The sequence below is a fragment of the Methanobrevibacter ruminantium M1 genome (assembly GCF_000024185.1).
GTDB lineage: Archaea > Methanobacteriota > Methanobacteria > Methanobacteriales > Methanobacteriaceae > Methanobrevibacter > Methanobrevibacter ruminantium.
The window spans coordinates 2,059,836-2,078,559 of sequence record NC_013790.1; the positions used below are offsets into that span (position 1 = coordinate 2,059,836).

An 18,724-nucleotide genomic window follows, 5' to 3' on the forward strand; every position below is an offset into this window, starting at 1 on the left:
ATTTATTTCTAAAAATACAATTGTATTATTAGTTATATAAAAAAATAGGTCTTTAATATCGTTAAATTTAAATAATATGCTTTACAAATATATTATTGGCGATAATAATGAAGCATAGATTAAATTTAGATAATAAAGACCCAAATTATATTTTGTTGAAAGAAATATTTAAAATTATGGATTCTAGAAAATCCAAAAGTATATTAGCATCCTATGGATTTAAAAACTTAAATAGAACAATATTTACTTTTAAAATTATATTTATAAGTATGTTCTTTGGAATTGACATTCCATTCATTTTAAACGAGCTTAAATCCAAAAAAGAACTTCGCAAATACTTTAATATTTCTGAAGTTTTGACTGCAGATCAAGTTTATAAAATTTTTTCAGAAATAAACTCTGAAAAACTTATAAAATGTTTAAACAGAATCTTAAACTCAAGGAATATGGTTAAAAGAATAGGAAAAAAGACTTTTATTGTTGATGCGACCCCAGTGGACGTAGATATTAATTTCCACAGAAATAAAAAGACTAAAGAACATCTGGAAAAAATTAATCTCAAATGGAGTTATTCATCCTCTAAAGGTTATTATATTGGATTTAAAGCAACTGTTGTATTAGATTATGATTCTATGAATCCTGTTTGTATTTTAGTCCACTCTGGAGCTCCAAACGATGCAAAACTTTTCGAAGAAATTTTAGAAAACCTTCAAAAAAGACGAATAATCAGAAAAGGAGACACATTAATCTTTGATAAAGGATATTACACCTATAAAAACTACCAAATCGGAATCAGCAAATACAAAATCATTCCTTTCATTTTTCCAAAAGAAAAATTCAGCAGAACCCGATTGGATGACATTTTAACTTATCCACTAGCCGTATTTAACAAAACAAAGAGAATAATGAAAGAAAAAAGATTATACAACAGTTTAAAAATGGAATTAATGAAAAAAATAGATTCATGGGAAAAATTTAAACCAATAAGGGGCAAAATAGAAGATTTTTTCAAATTATTAAAACAAGGCTTGAATATGAGAGAAATCCACAAATATACTCCAAAATCAGTAGAAAAAACCGTTTATCTAAATGTATTTTTGGGAGCACTGATTATATCACAAGGATTTTACTCAAAAACGACCATACAACAATTATCTGAAAACTAAAATCGTCAGGCCCCTAAATAATTATATAAGAATAAATAAAAAAACCGATAAAAATAGATAAAAAAGAATAATTATATAAGAATAAATAAAAAAACCGATAAAAATAGATAAAAAAGAATGAAAAGTAAAAAAAAACAAGTTTTTTTACTTATCTAACTACTTCTACAATTACGCCAAGTTTTTCAGATTGCAAAATGTCAACCTTCTTACCGCTTGCACCTACAATTTCCTTTTTCATCTTTAAGAAATCTTCAGTGATGACGCCGTCTGCAATAGCTATCTCGCCATCTTCCTCTAGCTGTTTAGCTATCTCATTCGGATCGGTTGATTTAATGAATCCAATGACCTGACCTGCATTCTTCTTAAAGGTAGGGCCTATCTTACTCATGTCTGGCTCAATTTCAATAACCTTTTCATGAACTTCAGGCTTACCTGAGGTGACCTTAAAGTCTTGAATCTTTAAAGTGCCTTTAATGTCGTCTGCAAAGTATTCAAATACATCCTTAAGGTTCTCTGTTTTCTCATTGATGTAGACAGTAGTGCTTTCAACATCTGCATTCAATGGGATTTTGGAAGCAGACTTGAATCTTCTAACCTCTCCAATTAGTTCAATAGCCAAATCACCGTCTTCTTCCACTTGAGTGGAGTCTAAGTTAGGGTCAATCTCTGGCCAGAGAGTGCTGTGAATGCTTTTATCCTCATCAAAGTATTGATAAACCTCTTCTGCAAAGAATGGAGCAATTGGAGCAAGAAGTTTTAATGAATCTTCAATTACAGTTCTGAGAGTGTATTTTGCTGCAATCCTTGACTCTTCACTAATGTCATCATTGTATAATCTGTACTTTACAGCTTCAATGTATTCATCACAGAAATCATGCCAAATGAACTGTTCGATTGTATTTATTGCAGTAGCATAGTTATAGTCATAGAATGCTGTATCAACTATCTTATTTACCTTGTTCAATTTTGCAAAAATCCATGTGTCCATTGGGTTTAGCTTTGCTTTGATTGATTCGATGTCTCCGCTTAAGGCCTTTTCAGACTCTTCATCAAAGATGTGCATGCTGATGAATCTGAATGCATTCCAGAATTTTCTGATGAACTTGTATCCATGCTTGATGTTTTTCCAGTCAAATGCAACGTCAGAGCCTGGAACACTGTTTGCAGCCCATAATCTTAAAGGATCTGCACCATATTCAGCAATTACCTCTTCAGGACCTGTTACATTTCCACGGGATTTGCTCATCTTATATCCGTCTTCACCGAATACCATACCATTGATTACAATGTCATCAAATGGCTTCTGGCCAGTGAGGGCCAAGCATCTAAGGGTTGTGTAGAATGCCCAAGTTCTGATGATATCGTGTCCTTGCGGACGAATGCTTGATGGGAAAATCTCTTCCCAGCCAGGATTTGGCCAGTCAGCAACAGATAATGGAGATATGGAACTGTCCATCCATGTATCCAATACGTCTTCCTCAGGGATGAATTCGTTGCATCCGCACTGGCAAGGTTCAAGTGGCTTGTCTATTGTAGGATCAATTGGCAATTGCTCCTCTTTTGGAAGTATAACCTTTCCACAGTCCTTACAATACCAGACAGGAATAGGGGTTGCAAATAACCTTTGCCTTGAAATACACCAATCCCATTCCATAGCATCTGCCCAGTTTAATAAACGGCTTTCCATATGTTCTGGAACCCAACGCATTTCATTTGAAGCCTTTTTGCTTTCTTCAATCAATTTGGTTACGCCAACAAACCATTGCTTTTTGACAAGAATCTCAATAGGGGTCTTGCATCTCCAGCATTGGCCTACATTCTGGTCCACTTCCTCTTGCTTTGTAAGGTATCCTTCAGATTTTAAGTCTTCGATGGTCTGTTTCTTTGCATCCTGAAGTTCCATTCCTTCGTATCTGCCTGCAGCAGCAGTTAAGATACCTTGTTCAGAGATTGCTTCAATGACATCCAAATCATATTTATTTACCCAAGCGACGTCAGTCTTATCCCCAAATGTACAGATCATTACCGCACCGGTACCGTATTCCATATCTACCTCTTCATCTGCAATGATTTTAACTTTTTGGCCAGATAAAGGAACTTCCACATATTTTCCGAGCAATTGGTTGTACCTTTCATCATCAGGGTGAACCACTACAGCCACACAAGCAGACATAAGCTCAGGACGGGTGGTTGCAATCAATACACCTGGTACGCTTGCATCAGCATTGTCTGGACAATCTGCATATCTTACATATGAATTGCCTTCAACATTAGCCAATACTTCCTCTGGAACGTCTGCTGGCGGGAAATTGACATAGTTTAGGAAGGTGGTGTTTTCGCTGTATTCCACCTCAGCAAAAGCGATAGCTGTCTCACATCTAGGACACCAGTTTACAGGGTGAATTCCCTGATAGATCAATCCCTGATCATACATCTTTAAAAAGGACAATTGGGTTCTTTTTCTGTACTCTGGAGTCATGGTAATGTATTCCCTGCTCCAGTCTTGTGAGAAACCTACTGAGCGCATCTGTCCTCTCATAAGCTCAATGTTATGTGAGGTCAATTCAGTACACATGTCCCTAAATTCTGCCCTTGTAACATCATTTTTCTTGATATTATGTGTCTCTTCCACTTTAACCTCAGTTGGAAGACCATGACAGTCCCAACCTTGCGGGAATAAAACATCCATGCCTTTTTCTCTTCTGTATCTTGCATTGAAATCCATATAAGCCCAATTTAAGATGTGGCCCATATGAAGAAGTCCAGTTGGATAAGGCGGCGGGGTGTCTATAATGTATCTTGGTCTTGTGCCATCACCTATGAATTTGTAAATCTCATCTCCTTCCCATTTTTTCTGCCATTTTTCTTCGCTCTTATGGTCATAATCTTTAGGAATTTCTTTATTTGTCAAAATATTCCTCCAAATAAAATGAATAATAAAAATAATTAAAGTTAAAAATGCATTCATTGAAAATTAATAGTTAAATAAATAATTTAAAATTCTAAAAAGAACTATTTTCTAAATTTAAAAAACAAACACAATAATCTATTTAAAATTCTAAAAAGAACTATTTTCTAATATTATAAAATCAATTTCAATAAATAAAACATTCTATGTTAATATTTATTAAAAGTATTTATTAAAGATTTTGTAATTTTAGATTTAAGTATGTAATTTTAGATTTAAGTTAGGGAATTAAAAAAATAATCATCATAAATTATTTAAAACTTCAAAAAACAATAGTTTTATAATAAATAATGTACATAAAGAAACATAGTATAATATATAAAAGAACATATTGATGTCTTGTTGAAATGCAGGAAAAAATAAATCTAATGTTCAAAATTATTAAAAAACAAATTAACGAGGTGAAAAAATGCACTTATTATGGTTTTATGTAGCTATCGTACTTGCCATAAGTGATGAAATCCATAGCAGAATAGTATGGGGCTATGTCAGAGACTTTTACATAGTTTTTGGCGGAATCATAAGCAGTTCTCTAGATTCTGTAATGGAAACTTGGATTGTCCATGAAGGATTAGAAGCATTATTCCATATGATATTCGTATCAATAGTCTTCTTTTCATTAAAAATAGGATTTTTAGCGGCTTTAATCCATTTCCTATTAGATGTAAGTCATTCAATCGTCATAAGACATATGCCATGGTTACCTCATAGAGCATTGCACTTTGTTATTGAATGTTTATTCTTTATAGCCGTATTTGGATTATAGCATTTTTTCTATTTTTATAGAGATATCTTAAAAATAGATTATTTAAGGCTCATATTCCAATATGTCAAAAAAAAATTATATTTAACAAATGAAATACGCTTAGAAAAATCATTTTTCTAAAATAAAATATTTTTTGAAAAATTATAATTACTAAAATAAATTATTAACTGATTATAGGAGATAAAATGCCTGTTATTACATTTAAATATCAAGATTTAAAAGATTTAGGTATTGATATGGAAAAAGACGAACTTATCAATACTTTGCCAATGATGGCAAGCGATATAGAGGATTACGATGATGAGGAAATAAAAGTGGAATTCTTCCCAAATCGTCCGGACAACCTTTCTGTTGAAGGGGTTGCAAGATCATTTAAAGGTTTTTTAGGATTGGAAACTGGAATACCAAAATATGAAATAGTTCCATCAGGTGAAAAAGTCACAGTAAGTCCGGAAGTTGCAGAAATACGTCCATTTATCAAGTTTGCAAAGATTGAAAATGTGGACTTCTCTGGAGATAAGATCAAATACATCATGGACTTTCAGGAAAACCTTCACTGGGTAATCGGAAGGGACAGAAAGAAAGTAGCTATCGGAGTTCACAATGCAGATGTCATTAGCGGACCATACAAATACATAGCAACTCCAAAAGACGAAAATGCCTTTGTTGCCCTTGAAATGGAAGAGGAAATGACTCCAGGAGAAATATTGACCCAACATAAGAAAGGGGAAAAGTATGCTCACTTGATTGATAAGTTTGACAAATACCCTCTTATTCTCGATAAGGACAATCAAGTATTATCAATGCCTCCAATCATCAATGGAGAACTTACAAAGCTCACAGAAGACACTAAAAACATCATTGTGGATGTTACTGGAACTGATGAAATTGCAGTTACACAGGCTTTAGATATTTTATGCGCATCATTCGCTGAAGTGGGAGGCCAAGTCAAATCCATGGAAGTGGAATATGAAGATAGAACCGTCATAAGCCCTGACTTTACTCCAAAAGTCAAGACAGTTCATGTTGACTTGACAAACGAGCTTATCGGAGGAACTGACTTAAGCCCTGAAGATATTAAGAAGCTCCTTGAAAAGGCTAGATTTGATGCTAATATCCTTAATGAGAATGAATTGGAAGTATTCATCCCACCGTACAGAGTGGATATCCTCCATGAAGTGGACATTGTAGAAAACATTACAATCCAATATCATATCAATGCAGTTGAAGCCAAATTGCCTGATATAACCACTGTAGCAAATGAACATAATTGGTTTAAATCTGAAAAGACAATCAGAGAGCTTATGGTAGGACTTGGATTCCAGGAAATCATGAGCCTAATGCTTACCAGCGAAGAAAGCCAATATGAAAAAATGAATGCTGAGGAAATCGACCATGTTCAAGTCTCAAAGCCAATAACAATCAGCGGAACAATGATTAGAACAAGTCTTTTAAATAGCCTAATGGAATTTTTAGAAGACAACAAGCATCAGGACCTTCCTCAAAAGATATTTGAAATAGGAGATGTCCTATATATGGATGAGTCAAAAGAAAACAAGACAAAATCCGCGAAAAAACTAGCTGGAATGATTTGTCATAGCTCTGCAAACTTTACAGAAATAAAATCAACTGTTTCAAGCGTGCTTTCCAATTTAGGATACACTATGGAAATATCCAACTCAACAAATGGTAGTTTTATTCCAGGAAGAGCAGCTGATGTGATTGGTGAATCTAAAAGTGGTAAAGTGGTTGGATTCTTTGGAGAAATCTCTCCAGAGGTTATTCGTAACTTTGAATTAGAGTATCCAGTTACTGCATTTGAAATAGAGTTCAAACTTTAATAAAAAGTTTGAACAAACTTTCTTTTTTTAAACTTAAACTTTAAATTAAATAAATCTTTAAACTTATTTTCTCTTTTTTTAACTAGAATAAAAGTTTTATCTTTCATTTAAATTATTATAAATTTCTTTTTTCATTAGAATTATTTTTAACTTCTTTTCTTTCATTTAAATTATATAACTCCTTTTTTCATTTAAATTATTAAAACTTGTTTTCTTTATTATTTTAATCAATCATTTCTCTAGACCTTTCCATCGTATTTTTACCACAGATAGGACAAGGATTCTTTAGACTGATTGGATAAAACTCCTCTCCGCACTCAGGACAGACATCCATATCAAACATCTTTCCCTCCAAATCCAAATTATAATTATCCTCAGTCGAATTCATGCAAATAATAAAATCATCAAATCTATCTAGATTATCATTAATGGCATCTAAATAAAGCCCAATATCCTTTATCAATTGATTTGAATTGAATCCGGACCTTTTAGTATTCAAATAATGATTTAAATTTAATTCATAAATATTATAAACATGATTATCCTCTATAAAAGAACTAATCTTTTTCAAATTCTCATTATTCTCTATTAATTCAATCAATTCCTTATGAAAATCAATGGATTCTAAAAGAAAATCATGCTTTTTAGGAATATAGAATTTTAAAAAGTCAAAAGAAGCGTCTGTAGTGTAAATGCTAGAGTCAGGAGTGAACTGATAGATTCTTACAGTCTTCTGGCAACTTGAACAGTACTTTTCAATTACACGACCTTTGATTAAGGAATCATTACCATAATCAGAATCAGTGAATAAAGCCATATACTCTTCAATGCAATCCATTTTATCATCAAAGCAAAATCGATAGTTATGAATTGTAAAATAAAAATCACAAGATCTGCAATGATAATTAAAGACTTGAGCCATAATATCTCCTTAATAAACTAAATAAAATTAAGTAAATGAATAAACTAAATAAAATTAAGTAAATGAATAAACTAAATAAATAAAGTAAATAAATAAAGTAAATAAATAAACTAATTAAATAAAGTAAATAAATAAAGTAAAAAGATAAATTAAGTGATTTAAAAATAAAAAGAATGATTAAAAAACCTTAAAACTTAAATTGTAATCCCATAATACTTTAAAAGGGCTATCATCATATTATAAGACTTTCCAACACTGCCACTTGCTATCTTACCATGAGGAGTGAGAGCCTCACAAGTCACTGAAGTTATTCCTTTTAAATTACAAACGTCCTCAACAGCTCCAGGATACTCTTCACCTGCCTTTTTATAAATCAAAGAGGAATATCCTGTTGTCTTGGAAATATATTTAGCAAGAGTTGCACTTGATGCCATTGGAGAAGAGGTTCCCATAGCAACATTTTTACCTGGATCTCCATTTGGCCTTGTACAATGGAAATCGCCGAGAACATCCACCTTTAAAGACAAAGCAAGATTAACCAGTTTGTTTGAAACTGTTCCATTCTTATTTGCAACACTGTTTAAATTTACATTATTGAAATATCTTGCATTCTGTTCAGTCATCTTAGGGCATAAGACAGGCACTATATAGACAGTACCATTTATCTTTTTCTTTGAATTATAAATATTATTGATGAGTTTAAATGCTGCCGCTTGAGAGGAAAGCTCATGTCCATGAACTCCCGCATTAATAAATACCTTCTTGCCGCTGCCATTACCAAATTGAATTAAAGGAGTTCCATTATTACAAGCAGAGATTATAGCATTGGTTAAGCTTGATTTTGGAATATTATTCATAAGAACAGAATTCTTTTTAATGTTTCCCTTTGTTCCCCATTTTAAGACAGAGAGATTATAAGGATTTTGAGAGCTTACAATAATATTATTGGAATTTGTATTGCTATAATAAAACTTATTATCATATACAGATGAGTTTATAATATATTTTCCAATTATAAGATTTATTGGCAGGCTCACTAAGCCATTCTTATCGCTTGTCCTATAATATGTCTTTGCTGAAAGCTTTAAAGCCACCTTTATATCAGAAATAGGATTGCCGTTATCAGTTATCTTTACTTGAAAGCTATTTGAATCCCCATATTTCTTTGACAAGTCAGAGCTTGATATTGAAAGCTTCTTTTTGCTGATTGTAATGGAGTTTTTAACCACAGCAGATGAATAATTGCTATCTCCTTCAAATTTAGTGCTGATATTATATTTCCCCGGAGCCAGATTAATCATTAGACTAGCTAGGCCATCCTTATCTGTTGTTCTGTAATATGTCTTTGATAAAATGACAAATGACAGTTTTGCACCTGCAATTGGATTTTTGTTTAAATCAGTGAGTTTAGCTGTGAAATTCTTTGTCTTATAGCTAGCACTTAGATTGCTTGTGGTCAAAATAACCTTTGACTTGCTAGAAGCTGATAATGATTGGCTAGAGAGATAATTCTTAGAATGGTTCAAATTAGAGTCTTCCAAATAGGAATCTTCTGAATTAGAAACTACAAATGCAGAATCTGAATTAGAATCCTTTAAATAGGAATCTGAACTAGAACCTACAAAATAGGAACCTAAATTAGAATCCTTTTTATTAGAATAGACATTAATTAAAATAGAATCCGAACAATCAATATTTTCTATATAAACATTATTAGAATCACTGAAAATTAAATCTGAACTTTTAGCACTATCAAAATTATCTGAATTTGCATAAACTGAATTAAAACTTGTAATTAGAACTATTAGCAAAAATAAAATAGATAATGATTTTAATAGTTCAGATTTATCATTTAAAAGCATTTTAACACCTATATTAACTTTATTTAAATTGCCTTATAAATATTTTTGATATTTCTTAAAACGCACAAGTTTTGAGGTGATAAAAAAACAATTTTTATTCACCAATAAAAACCAAATCAATAGTCCTATTTCTTCTAGGACCATCCAATTCAACAAAAAAGATAGATTGCCAAGTTCCCAAATCGATTTTCCCATCTACAATCGGAATTGTCTCAGATGAACCGAGCAAAAATGACTTAAGATGAGAAGAGGCATTGTTGTCAATCCGATCATGAGCATAATTATTCTTATCGGCGACTAATTCATCTAAAATAAACTCAAAATCAGATAAGAGTCCTCTTTCATTCTCATTTACAACAATGGCACTTGTGGAATGTTTAGTGAAAATTGTTAAAATGCCATTGGAAATCGAATTAGGTTCATTAAACTTTATTTCATCAAGGATTCTACTAATCTCATTTGTGATGTCAATTATTTGAAAATTAGAGTTAGAATTAATTTTTAAAGATTTATTTATTATCATCTTAAGCACCTGTTTTTAATTTATGATTTGTCTTAAAGATTAATAATTTTTATTATCTAGAAACAAAAAGCAAAACAATAATTTTTCAAGGAATAAAAAACAATAGCATGAAAAAGGAAAAAATAACAAAAGCTTTTATATAAGCAATCAAATATATTAATTAAATAAAACTAAAGGGTGAAAAAATGATTACTTGTAATGTTTGTGGCCATTTAAATCCTCCATCTGCTCTAGTCTGTGAAAACTGCGGTTCTGATTTGTCAGACAGCCCAGACTTAGGCGGCGGATTTGATGATGACGACCGGTAAAAAAAATAAGTGAAAAGTAATTTTTAAAATTACTTCTTCATTTAAATCCAAATAAATTAAAATAAATAAAATAAAAATTTAAAAAAAGTATTATTTCAGTATTTCAACAAAAAAATATTAAAATAAGCTATTTTTAATAAAATAACTATTTAAAGAACAAAAGTTGTTTTTTATAAAACAACTATTCAATATTAATCTTAATCTTTTTAGCTCTTTCTTTTTCTTGATCCTTTTGAATCTTGATTTCATTTAATTTTTCAGTGAATTCCTGAGCGTTCTTTAATTTTTCTTCAATTTCAGACAATTCTTCCTTTAATTGAATTTCATCCCTTTTTAAGGATTTGATATAATCATCACGACCATTATAAAATTCCTCATAAATTTCTAGGATTTCCCTTGCTGAAAGTATAGAGTCTTCCTTTAGGAACCTTTTGGTATGTGGCTTTACCCTTACGCTTAATGGTTCCAATCTTTCTTTTTTGTCTTTTCTTCTGCCAGAGGCCTCTGTTTTGGATCCTTCATAGGCTTCCCAAAATTCATTGTTTAAATCCTGCAATATTTTTACTCTGTCCTTAAAGATTTGCTCCAAGTCCCAAATTTCAAACTCCTCTGCATCATCATAATCCTTAGCCTTAAATCCAGAGTTGTCAAATTCATAATTATTGGTTTTTCGTGTTTCATCTTCCTGATTTTCACTCATTTTATCACCCTAAGTAAATAATATATAGCTTAACAAAATTTTAGATTAAATAAAAAAAATATCTAAAAACTAAAAAAATTTAAACGAATGTAATACAAAAATTACTTTTGTATACTATTAAATTGTCATACAAAATATATAAATGTATTCATTTTTAGTGACAAAAAGAAAAAACTTAAACCCAAATCCTTAGAAAAAGAACTAGACTAGGCTGTAAAAATGAGAAAATATTTAAAAATAGTAAAAATAATAAAAAATAGTAAAAATTAAGCATTATTTATCTTGATTTTGCTTTTTAGTAGCTTCCACTTCCTTTAAGACCTCAAGAAGTCTTTTAGCATTCCAATATACATACTTTGAAGGAGTAGTGGGGTCTATTTCATGAGATGCCAATCTATCATTCTCATATCTATACATAAAAGACAAAATCTTAACTCTTTCATGCTGTATAGTGCGTAATGATTGTTTTTCTAACCATTCCTTATAATCGCTTGGAAACATCAATGCCATAAAATCACCCCAAAAATTAATAAAATTCATTTTAAGTTAAAAATTCAAATTCCAATTTGTATTTTAAAAAAGAGATTAAAAATTAATCTAATCCCAATAAAGTTAAAAAAAGAGATTAAAAATTAATCTAATCTCCAATAAAGTTAAAAAAGAGATTAAAAATTAATCTAATCTCCAATAAAGTTAAAAAAAGAGATTAAAAATTAATCTAATCCCAATAAAGTTAAAAAAAAGAGATTAAAAATTAATCTAATCCTCATTTATCAAGAATAGACTAATTTTAACCTAATCTTCTTTTCCAACTCATGTCATCTAAAGATCCTCCACGACTGATTTCCTCGTGAGCATCTCCAACAGAATCAAACAAAGCACCTAATCCTGCAGAAGTTTTTTCATAATTAGCTGCATGGGATTCGTCAATTCCAAGAGTTAATGCCTCTCCATAAGAGTCAATATCTGCACCGATGAATAAGAACTCCCAGTTATGATTAGCAATCATGTTTTTAATGTCGGACTTTGAAAATTCCCTTGAAGAGTTTTCCAATCCATCAGTTGTAATTACAAATAAAACATCATTGTTGACTTGCCTATCAAGGCGATTGATAGTTGTTCCAATTGCATCTAAAAGTGCAGTGCATCCATCTGCATAGTATTCATTTTTAGTGAGTTCTTCCACTTCAGCAATTGGCTTTCTAGTGTATAATACATTATATTCAGTGTCAAAAAGCACAAGAGTCACATGAGTGTTCGGATTTTTCTCTCTTTCTCTTTCAATAAATGAATTGAATCCTCCGATAGTGTCTCTAACCACACCATACATGGATCCACTTTTATCAAGTAAAAAGACTAAATCTACATCTTTTACTTGAGTTTCTTCACTTTTTACTTCTTCTGCTTTTACTTTGTCTGACATTTGTCTTTTCTTCTAAACCGTTAAAAGATTCTAAATTAGTTACATTCTTTTCCATTTCAAACATAGCCATTTTTTAGTCTCCTTAAATTCATTTATTCGTATAAAGTCTGTATTGGGAATTAATTTAATTATTTGTCTTATTCGAAAAGACAATTCTAATTAATTCTTTTTAGAGAATTCGTTTTATTTCTCTTAAAACAAGTATGTTTTGGAGCATATATAAATTGAATAAAGGAAAATATTTATAGAAAAATGAGATAGTAGAATAATTTAAAAAAAAACCAGATGAGAAAAAATAATCATAAACAAAAGAAAAAAAACCATAAAGAAATAACTTATAAAAGTAAATGAGAAAAAATAAGTTAAAAAGAAGAAAGAGTCATAAAAAATAAGTTTAAAAACTCACACATTTTCATTTTCATCCAATTTTCTTAATCTGGATTCTGAGATAAGAGATATCCAAGGGTCTTTATCGTTTTCTGCAATATATTTTAAAACATCTTTATCATAAATGCGCTCTATTGCCTTTTCACGAGGATAGTTCCATGGATTATTGAGTGCAATGTCAATTAAAGTCTCATCATCTGTAAGAGGATGCTCTGCAATGATTTTAGTAACCCAAAAGTTTGGATAACTGCCTATCTTATTTATGGTTTGTCTATCATTGAGATTAGGATTCTTTAAAGCGGCTATGATAATCATAACGTTTGGATCGTTTAAAGCTCGATCTATTAAAATGGATTCGTCTCTAATTTTAGAAACCGCCTCCTCTCTTACAGCCCAATAGGAATCATCTACAGCTAATTTAGATAAAATTTCCTGGTCATTTATTTTTCGAACTGCATATAAGCGAACTCTGTCACAATCATCTTCAAAAACCAGCTTAGATAAAAGCTCCTTATTATTAAAGTTTGGCAAACTTACAATTTCCCTTCGAAATCCAGTATATGAATCGTTTAAAGCCCAGTATTCCAATAATTCCATATCCCCTATATACTTAACCACTATTCTACGGGTCTTTTTAAATCCGGAATATACTGCCAAATCAATAAGCTCTTCTTGAGTGAACTTATGGATTGACAGGCATTCATCAAGATCGTAAGAAAATCTCCTTTGCAAACTACCTAGGGTATCGTCATATAAAGAGTGTCCTGTTCGGAAATTTGAAACAATATCAATTAAAAAATGCTCGGATTTTATCTTTTTAAGAGCAGCTAGGCGAATTCTTATATCATTTTGAACATTGAATATCTTTAACAGTTCATAATCATCTTCTGTATAATCAATTATGGCAAAGGCCAAATCCCATGTCAATATGGCCATATTAGTTAATACGCGACGAGAGAATGATTTTTCTAAATGATATGGAACTTCCTTTAAGTCTGAAAGCTTAATATTAATTAAATCATTTAAATAATCTTTAAATTTATTTAAAGCATCATGGCTTTCCTTATTAAAATCTTTAGATAGACACAAGTCAATAAAGTCAATTAATTTTAATGCATTATCAACATAGCGTCCACTGCAATTAAAGTTGTAAAATAAAGAGTTTAAAGTGCTTAAAAAAGGATATAAATCAACTGCCTTAAATGAAACCAAATCATTTGAATCCTTTACTGCAATATCCAATCTTACAGCAATATCTGAAATCTTTTCCACTGCAATCAAGCGAGAGGCAAAATCAAGGCTTTCTCGAGCGATAATTGTGAGAGTATCCTGATCGGTGATTCTTTTAATGGCTGCACGGCGAATTTGAATATTCTCATCATTTAAGCCAATATCAATAAATAATGATTGATCATCTAAATTAAGATTTTTTATGGCACCACGACGTATCTTATAGTTTAAATTAATGTTTGAAGCCAGTTCTTTTAAAAAATCCTTATTATTTAAGTTATAATTAGAAGCAGCAGCACTGCGCCTTAAATCATCTAAATTAGGATTTTGAATGATGCTTATTAATTCCTCTTGATTTTCCAATTCTTTGATTTCAGATAGTTGATAATCCAAAGTCATATTATCTCCTTAAATTAGAATATTGGTAATTTAACTAATAAATTTATGCTTATAAAAAATAGATAATTTTAAATACCTTAAAAGTCCTAAAAGAGAAAATTAATATTAAAAAAGTAAATTGAGTAAAAATTCCAATAATAAAAGAGAAAAAAAGGATTGAAAGATTATTCTAAATCCTAAAAAATTAAATAAGGCTAGAGAATAAATAATTTTAAATCCTAAAAAATTAAATAAGGATAGAGAATAAATTATTTTAAATCCTGAAAATCATGCTAAGAAATAAATTGAAAGCCTAATTAGTAAAATTATTCTTTTAAAGCTTCCTCAGCAATGTCAAACATCTTAATTGCATATTTTCTATCAGAGTCCTTCATTTCTTCAGTTAAATCCTCATATGGAATCCATAAAGCACCCCATCGTTCAAGACGGGATTCAAATTTTTCAACCAGTTCAATAGCTTCCTTATTTTCAACGCCCTTTTCGTGAGCAAACTCAATGTCCTTTTTCAATACATCAATTGCAAGAGCCAATTCCTCAGAAATGTTCTTGCTCCATTTTACCCATTCATCATGACATACTTCAGCCATATCTTCGATTACTTGATTTGTCATTTTATCACTCCCATTTTAAAAAAAATGTAATAAAAATAATTTTTTCTTAAATTAACTTATATAAGTTTTAGTATATAAATTGTATAAAGCAAATCATTGATTTAATAAAATTAAAAATAGGTTATATTAAATATAACTTATATTACAAATAGCCTATCTAATTATCTTTCTAGTCCAAATCGTCCCTAATCTCTAAGATCTTTTTTATGTGCTTGCAGTGATTGGCCTTATCACTTAGACGGACTCCTCCAAACCTTAAGTTTTCCTTTCTATACTTAAAGTCTTCACAGTCACAGCTTACAGTGCCTTCTAAAAGATCTATAGTGATAATGTATTCCTTATTGGATGATTTGCTTTTTATGAAGTAATCTTCCCACTGGTCATTTTTAGAAACTTTCTCCACTATCATAAATCATCATCAAATTTAATTAGAGATTCATAATTTATAAAGATTTTTAAAAATTTTTTCTCAAAAATCAAATAAAAGAGTTTTTACTTTAAGAAATAAAGAATAAAAATTAATAAAATAAAAATCATAAATAAAAAGAGCTAATAAAAAGAACTAATAAAAAGAGCTAACAAAAAAACAAGATAAAAAGAACTAACAAAAAGAACTAATAAAAAGAGCTAATAAAAAGACAGGACAAGAAGAACTAATAAGAATTAAGTGAAAAAATGAAAAAGATATATCTTATTTTCCCAATCCTTGCTGGAATAATGTTTGGATCTACAGGAATATTCGTTAGAACATTGACTGAAAACGGAATAGATTCTACAACATTGCTTTTCTTGCGTTTTTCAATTGCAATAATTTATATGCTAATTGCAATTGTCTTAACTGATAAAAGCCTAATAAAAGTGTCTAAGGAAGATATTCCACTATTTCTAATATGTGGATTATGCATACTTGGATTAAACCTATGCTATAATAATTCAATAAATACGGTGCCACTGTCCCTTGCTGCAGTTCTCTTAAGCACTGCCCCTGTATTTGTAGTGATATTTGCATATTTCATATTCAATGAGAAGATTAGCTCCGCTAAAGTAATTTCCATAATTCTAGTGATTATCGGATGCATATTGACAACCGGACTACTTGAAGAGAGCATGATTCCGATTACAAGCATTGGACTGATTAGCGGAATCGGATCTGCAATATTTTGGGCAATCTATACAATAGCCTCTCGAAAATCAATCGATAGGGGAAAGCATACATTTACAATATTATTCTATTCATTGATTATAATTACAATCGTTACAATACCGTTTACAAACTTTGGACAAATCGAAAGCTTTGTTTTGGCAAATCCGGCCAATAATATAATCTTTTTATTATTGCATTCATTGATTTCATTTGCTCTGCCGTATATTCTTATTACAATATCCTTAAACCATTTGGATGCAGGAACTGTGGTGATTCTATCCTCTGGAGAGCCTGTAGCTGCCCTCGTCTTTGGTGCAATAGTTTATAATGAGATTCCAAGCCCATTGATGTTTTGTGGAATAATTATAACAATTATTGCATTGATAAGCTTGAGTAGAAAAATAGAGATGAAAAGTGAATAAGAATTAAAAGATAAATAATTAATAATTTGAACCATTTTGGAGGTTTTTATGAACAATAAATACTTTTTAGGAATAATTATAATAATAATTGCAGTTTTAGCAGTGATATTTGCTTTTTCACTAGATTATCAAACAAATTATTTGAATGGAAGTTCCAATGGATCTGTAAATACTAATGAAAATAGTTCATTTAATCAATCAAATAATGGTCTTCAAACAAATGTCCAATTGACAATATCTGCCGAACAGTCATTCCCAATGGAAAAAATAGCTGAGGAAATTAAAACACACCCTGCTTATGAAGGCTACGATGAAGATACACTAAAATGGCTAGAAACCTTTAATGGAAGCATTATGTTTACATCAAAGGATTATTTTGTAGTTATGGATAAAAATGATGCAGAAAATCTACCTACAAGCTTTGTTAATGATGCATTTATTTATGATGACTTCACATGCGATATAATTGAAAAACGTTCCTTAGGAAAGGATTTAAAAGATATAATATATGTTAAAAATGTTAAATTTGAAAATCAAAGGATAGTGCCTATGATTTTTTAATCTAACATTTCCCATATATCCTTATTTTTCGTGTTTGTGTTTAAAAAGTCCCTATTAAAATAGCTACAAACTATTTTTTAAAATACAGATGATGTGAGTTGGCATATGGAATTAAATTCTAAAAATATTAAAAGTCAGGTCATTTAAAAATTTAATAAAATTTAAAAACTCTTTTAGCCTCCTTTTAAAATAATACAATCATCATCCATTTTAAAAATCAAGTTTGCATATTTGCCTTTTATAAAATTTTGCTTTTTTAAACTCTTTTCCTTTTCTATAAAATCTCCTTTATTAATAAAATCTTCTTTATGCGAAAAGAACCCCTTATACATAAAAGATTCTTTATTTTTAAAGATTCTCCTTTCTATAAATCCTTGTTTTTCAAACATAATTTACATTTATACCTCTTTTTATTCGCCTTTCTACAAAATCACCAAAATACAATCTTATCTCATTTTAATCAATTTTATAAAAGATAATGGGGAAATAAGGAATAAATTTAATTTAAATTTAATCCTTTAGTCATTTCCTTATATCGGGTCCTGATTGTTACCTCAGTTACACCTACAACGCTAGCAATCTCCTTTTGAGTTCTGCGTTCTCCAAGCACGCGAGAAGAGTAGTATAAAGCAGCTGCAGCTACACCAGCAGGGGTTTTACCTGCAATTAATCCCTTTTCATTAAGCTCATTAATTATTTCAATAGATTTAACCACTACTGGGCTAGATAACTCTAACATAGAGGCAAATCTAGGAATGTAATCAACTGGAGATGCAGGCCTTATTTTTAAAGCCAATTCTCTATTTAAAAACCTGTAGTTTTTAGCTATGGATTTTTTGCTGCCAGTTGAAACTTCAGCGATTTCATCGAAGGTACGTGGAACTCTGCATACTCTGCATGCAGCGTATAAAGAAGCAGAGATTAATAAGCTAATGCTTCTGCCTCTTACCAAATCCTTTTCAAGAGCTCTTCTGTAGATTGAAGCCGCTTCTTTATTAACGTCTCTAGGAAGGGACAGATTGGAAATTAATAAGGACAATTCACTGAATGCCCTTGCTAAATTTCTTTCACGACTGCCGCTGACTCTAGATTGTTTTTGTAATCTTCTAATACGTGCCCAACGAGCCCTGTCATGTTTAAGGTTTTCTAATTTAAAATCAGTAGCTAAACCTTTATCGTGTTTAGTAATACTGCATGGTGCTCCGTTTTGAGTGAGATTTTGACCGTCCCTGTTTATTGCGGTTCCGCTAGGGCTAAAATCAATGATGTTTTCTTCAAGAACCAAACCGCAAGACTTACAAGAGACCTCAGAACGAGCGTAGTCGATTTCGAAATCAACAGATCCGCAAGAGGGACATTTTTTAGTAGCTTCATCATTGCTTTGGATGTTAACATCCCCTAAGCCAGTTTTCATGTTTCTGCTAGCTCTTAAATTGGTTCTCATGCTTCTGTTGTCTCTTAAGTTGCTCCTTACATTTTTGCTGTTTCTTG

18 protein-coding genes are annotated in these 18,724 nt (G+C 30.7%); 6 read left to right on the plus strand and 12 right to left on the minus strand.

What is annotated here, in order from left to right:
• Positions 1-107 precede the first annotated feature (107 nt).
• On the plus strand, positions 108-1,166 hold the full coding sequence (locus MRU_RS07930) for an IS5-like element ISMru1 family transposase (RefSeq protein ID WP_012956382.1): 1,059 nt from the start codon (positions 108-110) through the stop codon (positions 1,164-1,166).
• 148 nt (positions 1,167-1,314) lie between these two features.
• Here MRU_RS07930 and MRU_RS07935 read toward each other — a convergent pair whose 3' ends face one another.
• The gene (locus MRU_RS07935) at positions 1,315-4,077 is read right to left on the minus strand and encodes a valine--tRNA ligase (protein ID WP_048812479.1); all 2,763 of its coding nucleotides are present in this window, start codon (positions 4,075-4,077) and stop codon (positions 1,315-1,317) included.
• 466 nt (positions 4,078-4,543) lie between these two features.
• Here MRU_RS07935 and MRU_RS07940 point away from each other — a divergent pair, with 466 nt between their 5' ends.
• Together MRU_RS07940 and pheT are read left to right on the plus strand one after the other, a co-directional pair.
• Positions 4,544-4,900, plus strand: coding sequence for a hypothetical protein (locus MRU_RS07940; protein WP_012956384.1), 357 nt, complete (start codon positions 4,544-4,546; stop codon positions 4,898-4,900).
• 185 nt (positions 4,901-5,085) lie between these two features.
• Positions 5,086-6,741, plus strand: a complete 1,656-nt coding sequence (gene pheT / locus MRU_RS07945) for a phenylalanine--tRNA ligase subunit beta (protein ID WP_012956385.1) — start codon at positions 5,086-5,088, stop codon at positions 6,739-6,741.
• A gap of 223 nt (positions 6,742-6,964) precedes the next feature.
• On the opposite strand, the gene MRU_RS07950 is transcribed toward pheT, so the two are convergent.
• The 3 genes from MRU_RS07950 to MRU_RS07960 all read right to left on the minus strand — a co-directional run bounded on the left by MRU_RS07950 (position 6,965) and on the right by MRU_RS07960 (position 10,048).
• Positions 6,965-7,663: a hypothetical protein gene (locus tag MRU_RS07950; protein ID WP_012956386.1), complete on the minus strand. Its 699-nt coding sequence runs from the start codon at positions 7,661-7,663 to the stop codon at positions 6,965-6,967.
• Between the two features lie 194 nt (positions 7,664-7,857).
• The gene (locus tag MRU_RS12075) at positions 7,858-9,525 is read right to left on the minus strand and encodes a succinylglutamate desuccinylase/aspartoacylase domain-containing protein (RefSeq protein WP_012956387.1); all 1,668 of its coding nucleotides are present in this window, start codon (positions 9,523-9,525) and stop codon (positions 7,858-7,860) included.
• 94 nt (positions 9,526-9,619) lie between these two features.
• Entirely contained in the window at positions 9,620-10,048 is a 429-nt protein-coding gene (locus MRU_RS07960) for a secondary thiamine-phosphate synthase enzyme YjbQ (RefSeq protein WP_012956388.1), read from the minus strand.
• Between the two features lie 185 nt (positions 10,049-10,233).
• Between MRU_RS07960 and MRU_RS12185 the strand changes: the two genes are divergently transcribed.
• Positions 10,234-10,356: a zinc-ribbon domain-containing protein gene (locus tag MRU_RS12185; RefSeq protein ID WP_012956389.1), complete on the plus strand. Its 123-nt coding sequence runs from the start codon at positions 10,234-10,236 to the stop codon at positions 10,354-10,356.
• A gap of 181 nt (positions 10,357-10,537) precedes the next feature.
• On the opposite strand, the gene MRU_RS07965 is transcribed toward MRU_RS12185, so the two are convergent.
• The 6 genes from MRU_RS07965 to MRU_RS07990 form a co-directional block, all read right to left on the minus strand.
• On the minus strand, positions 10,538-11,056 hold the full coding sequence (locus tag MRU_RS07965; RefSeq protein WP_012956390.1) for a hypothetical protein: 519 nt from the start codon (positions 11,054-11,056) through the stop codon (positions 10,538-10,540).
• A 273-nt stretch (positions 11,057-11,329) separates the two neighbouring features.
• Complete coding sequence (locus MRU_RS07970; RefSeq protein ID WP_048812480.1) at positions 11,330-11,566, minus strand: hypothetical protein; 237 nt, start codon at positions 11,564-11,566, stop codon at positions 11,330-11,332.
• A 280-nt stretch (positions 11,567-11,846) separates the two neighbouring features.
• Positions 11,847-12,479 (minus strand): vWA domain-containing protein, encoded by a 633-nt coding sequence (locus MRU_RS07975; protein WP_012956392.1) that lies wholly within the window; start codon positions 12,477-12,479, stop codon positions 11,847-11,849.
• Between the two features lie 402 nt (positions 12,480-12,881).
• Complete coding sequence (locus MRU_RS07980; protein WP_012956393.1) at positions 12,882-14,495, minus strand: HEAT repeat domain-containing protein; 1,614 nt, start codon at positions 14,493-14,495, stop codon at positions 12,882-12,884.
• 305 nt (positions 14,496-14,800) lie between these two features.
• Positions 14,801-15,106: a hypothetical protein gene (locus tag MRU_RS07985; protein WP_012956394.1), complete on the minus strand. Its 306-nt coding sequence runs from the start codon at positions 15,104-15,106 to the stop codon at positions 14,801-14,803.
• Positions 15,107-15,275: 169 nt separating this feature from the next.
• A complete protein-coding gene (locus MRU_RS07990) occupies positions 15,276-15,515 on the minus strand; it encodes a hypothetical protein (RefSeq protein WP_012956395.1) in 240 nt (79 codons plus the stop codon).
• Positions 15,516-15,781: 266 nt separating this feature from the next.
• On the opposite strand from MRU_RS07990, the gene MRU_RS07995 reads away from it, so the two are divergent.
• Both MRU_RS07995 and MRU_RS08000 read left to right on the plus strand, forming a co-directional pair.
• Positions 15,782-16,672: a DMT family transporter gene (locus MRU_RS07995; RefSeq protein WP_012956396.1), complete on the plus strand. Its 891-nt coding sequence runs from the start codon at positions 15,782-15,784 to the stop codon at positions 16,670-16,672.
• Between the two features lie 48 nt (positions 16,673-16,720).
• Positions 16,721-17,233 (plus strand): hypothetical protein, encoded by a 513-nt coding sequence (locus MRU_RS08000; RefSeq protein WP_012956397.1) that lies wholly within the window; start codon positions 16,721-16,723, stop codon positions 17,231-17,233.
• A gap of 173 nt (positions 17,234-17,406) precedes the next feature.
• Here MRU_RS08000 and MRU_RS08005 read toward each other — a convergent pair whose 3' ends face one another.
• Together MRU_RS08005 and MRU_RS08010 are read right to left on the minus strand one after the other, a co-directional pair.
• Positions 17,407-17,622 (minus strand): hypothetical protein, encoded by a 216-nt coding sequence (locus MRU_RS08005; protein WP_012956398.1) that lies wholly within the window; start codon positions 17,620-17,622, stop codon positions 17,407-17,409.
• Positions 17,623-17,732: 110 nt separating this feature from the next.
• Entirely contained in the window at positions 17,733-18,647 is a 915-nt protein-coding gene (locus tag MRU_RS08010) for a transcription initiation factor IIB (protein ID WP_048812637.1), read from the minus strand.
• Positions 18,648-18,724: the final 77 nt, after the last annotated feature.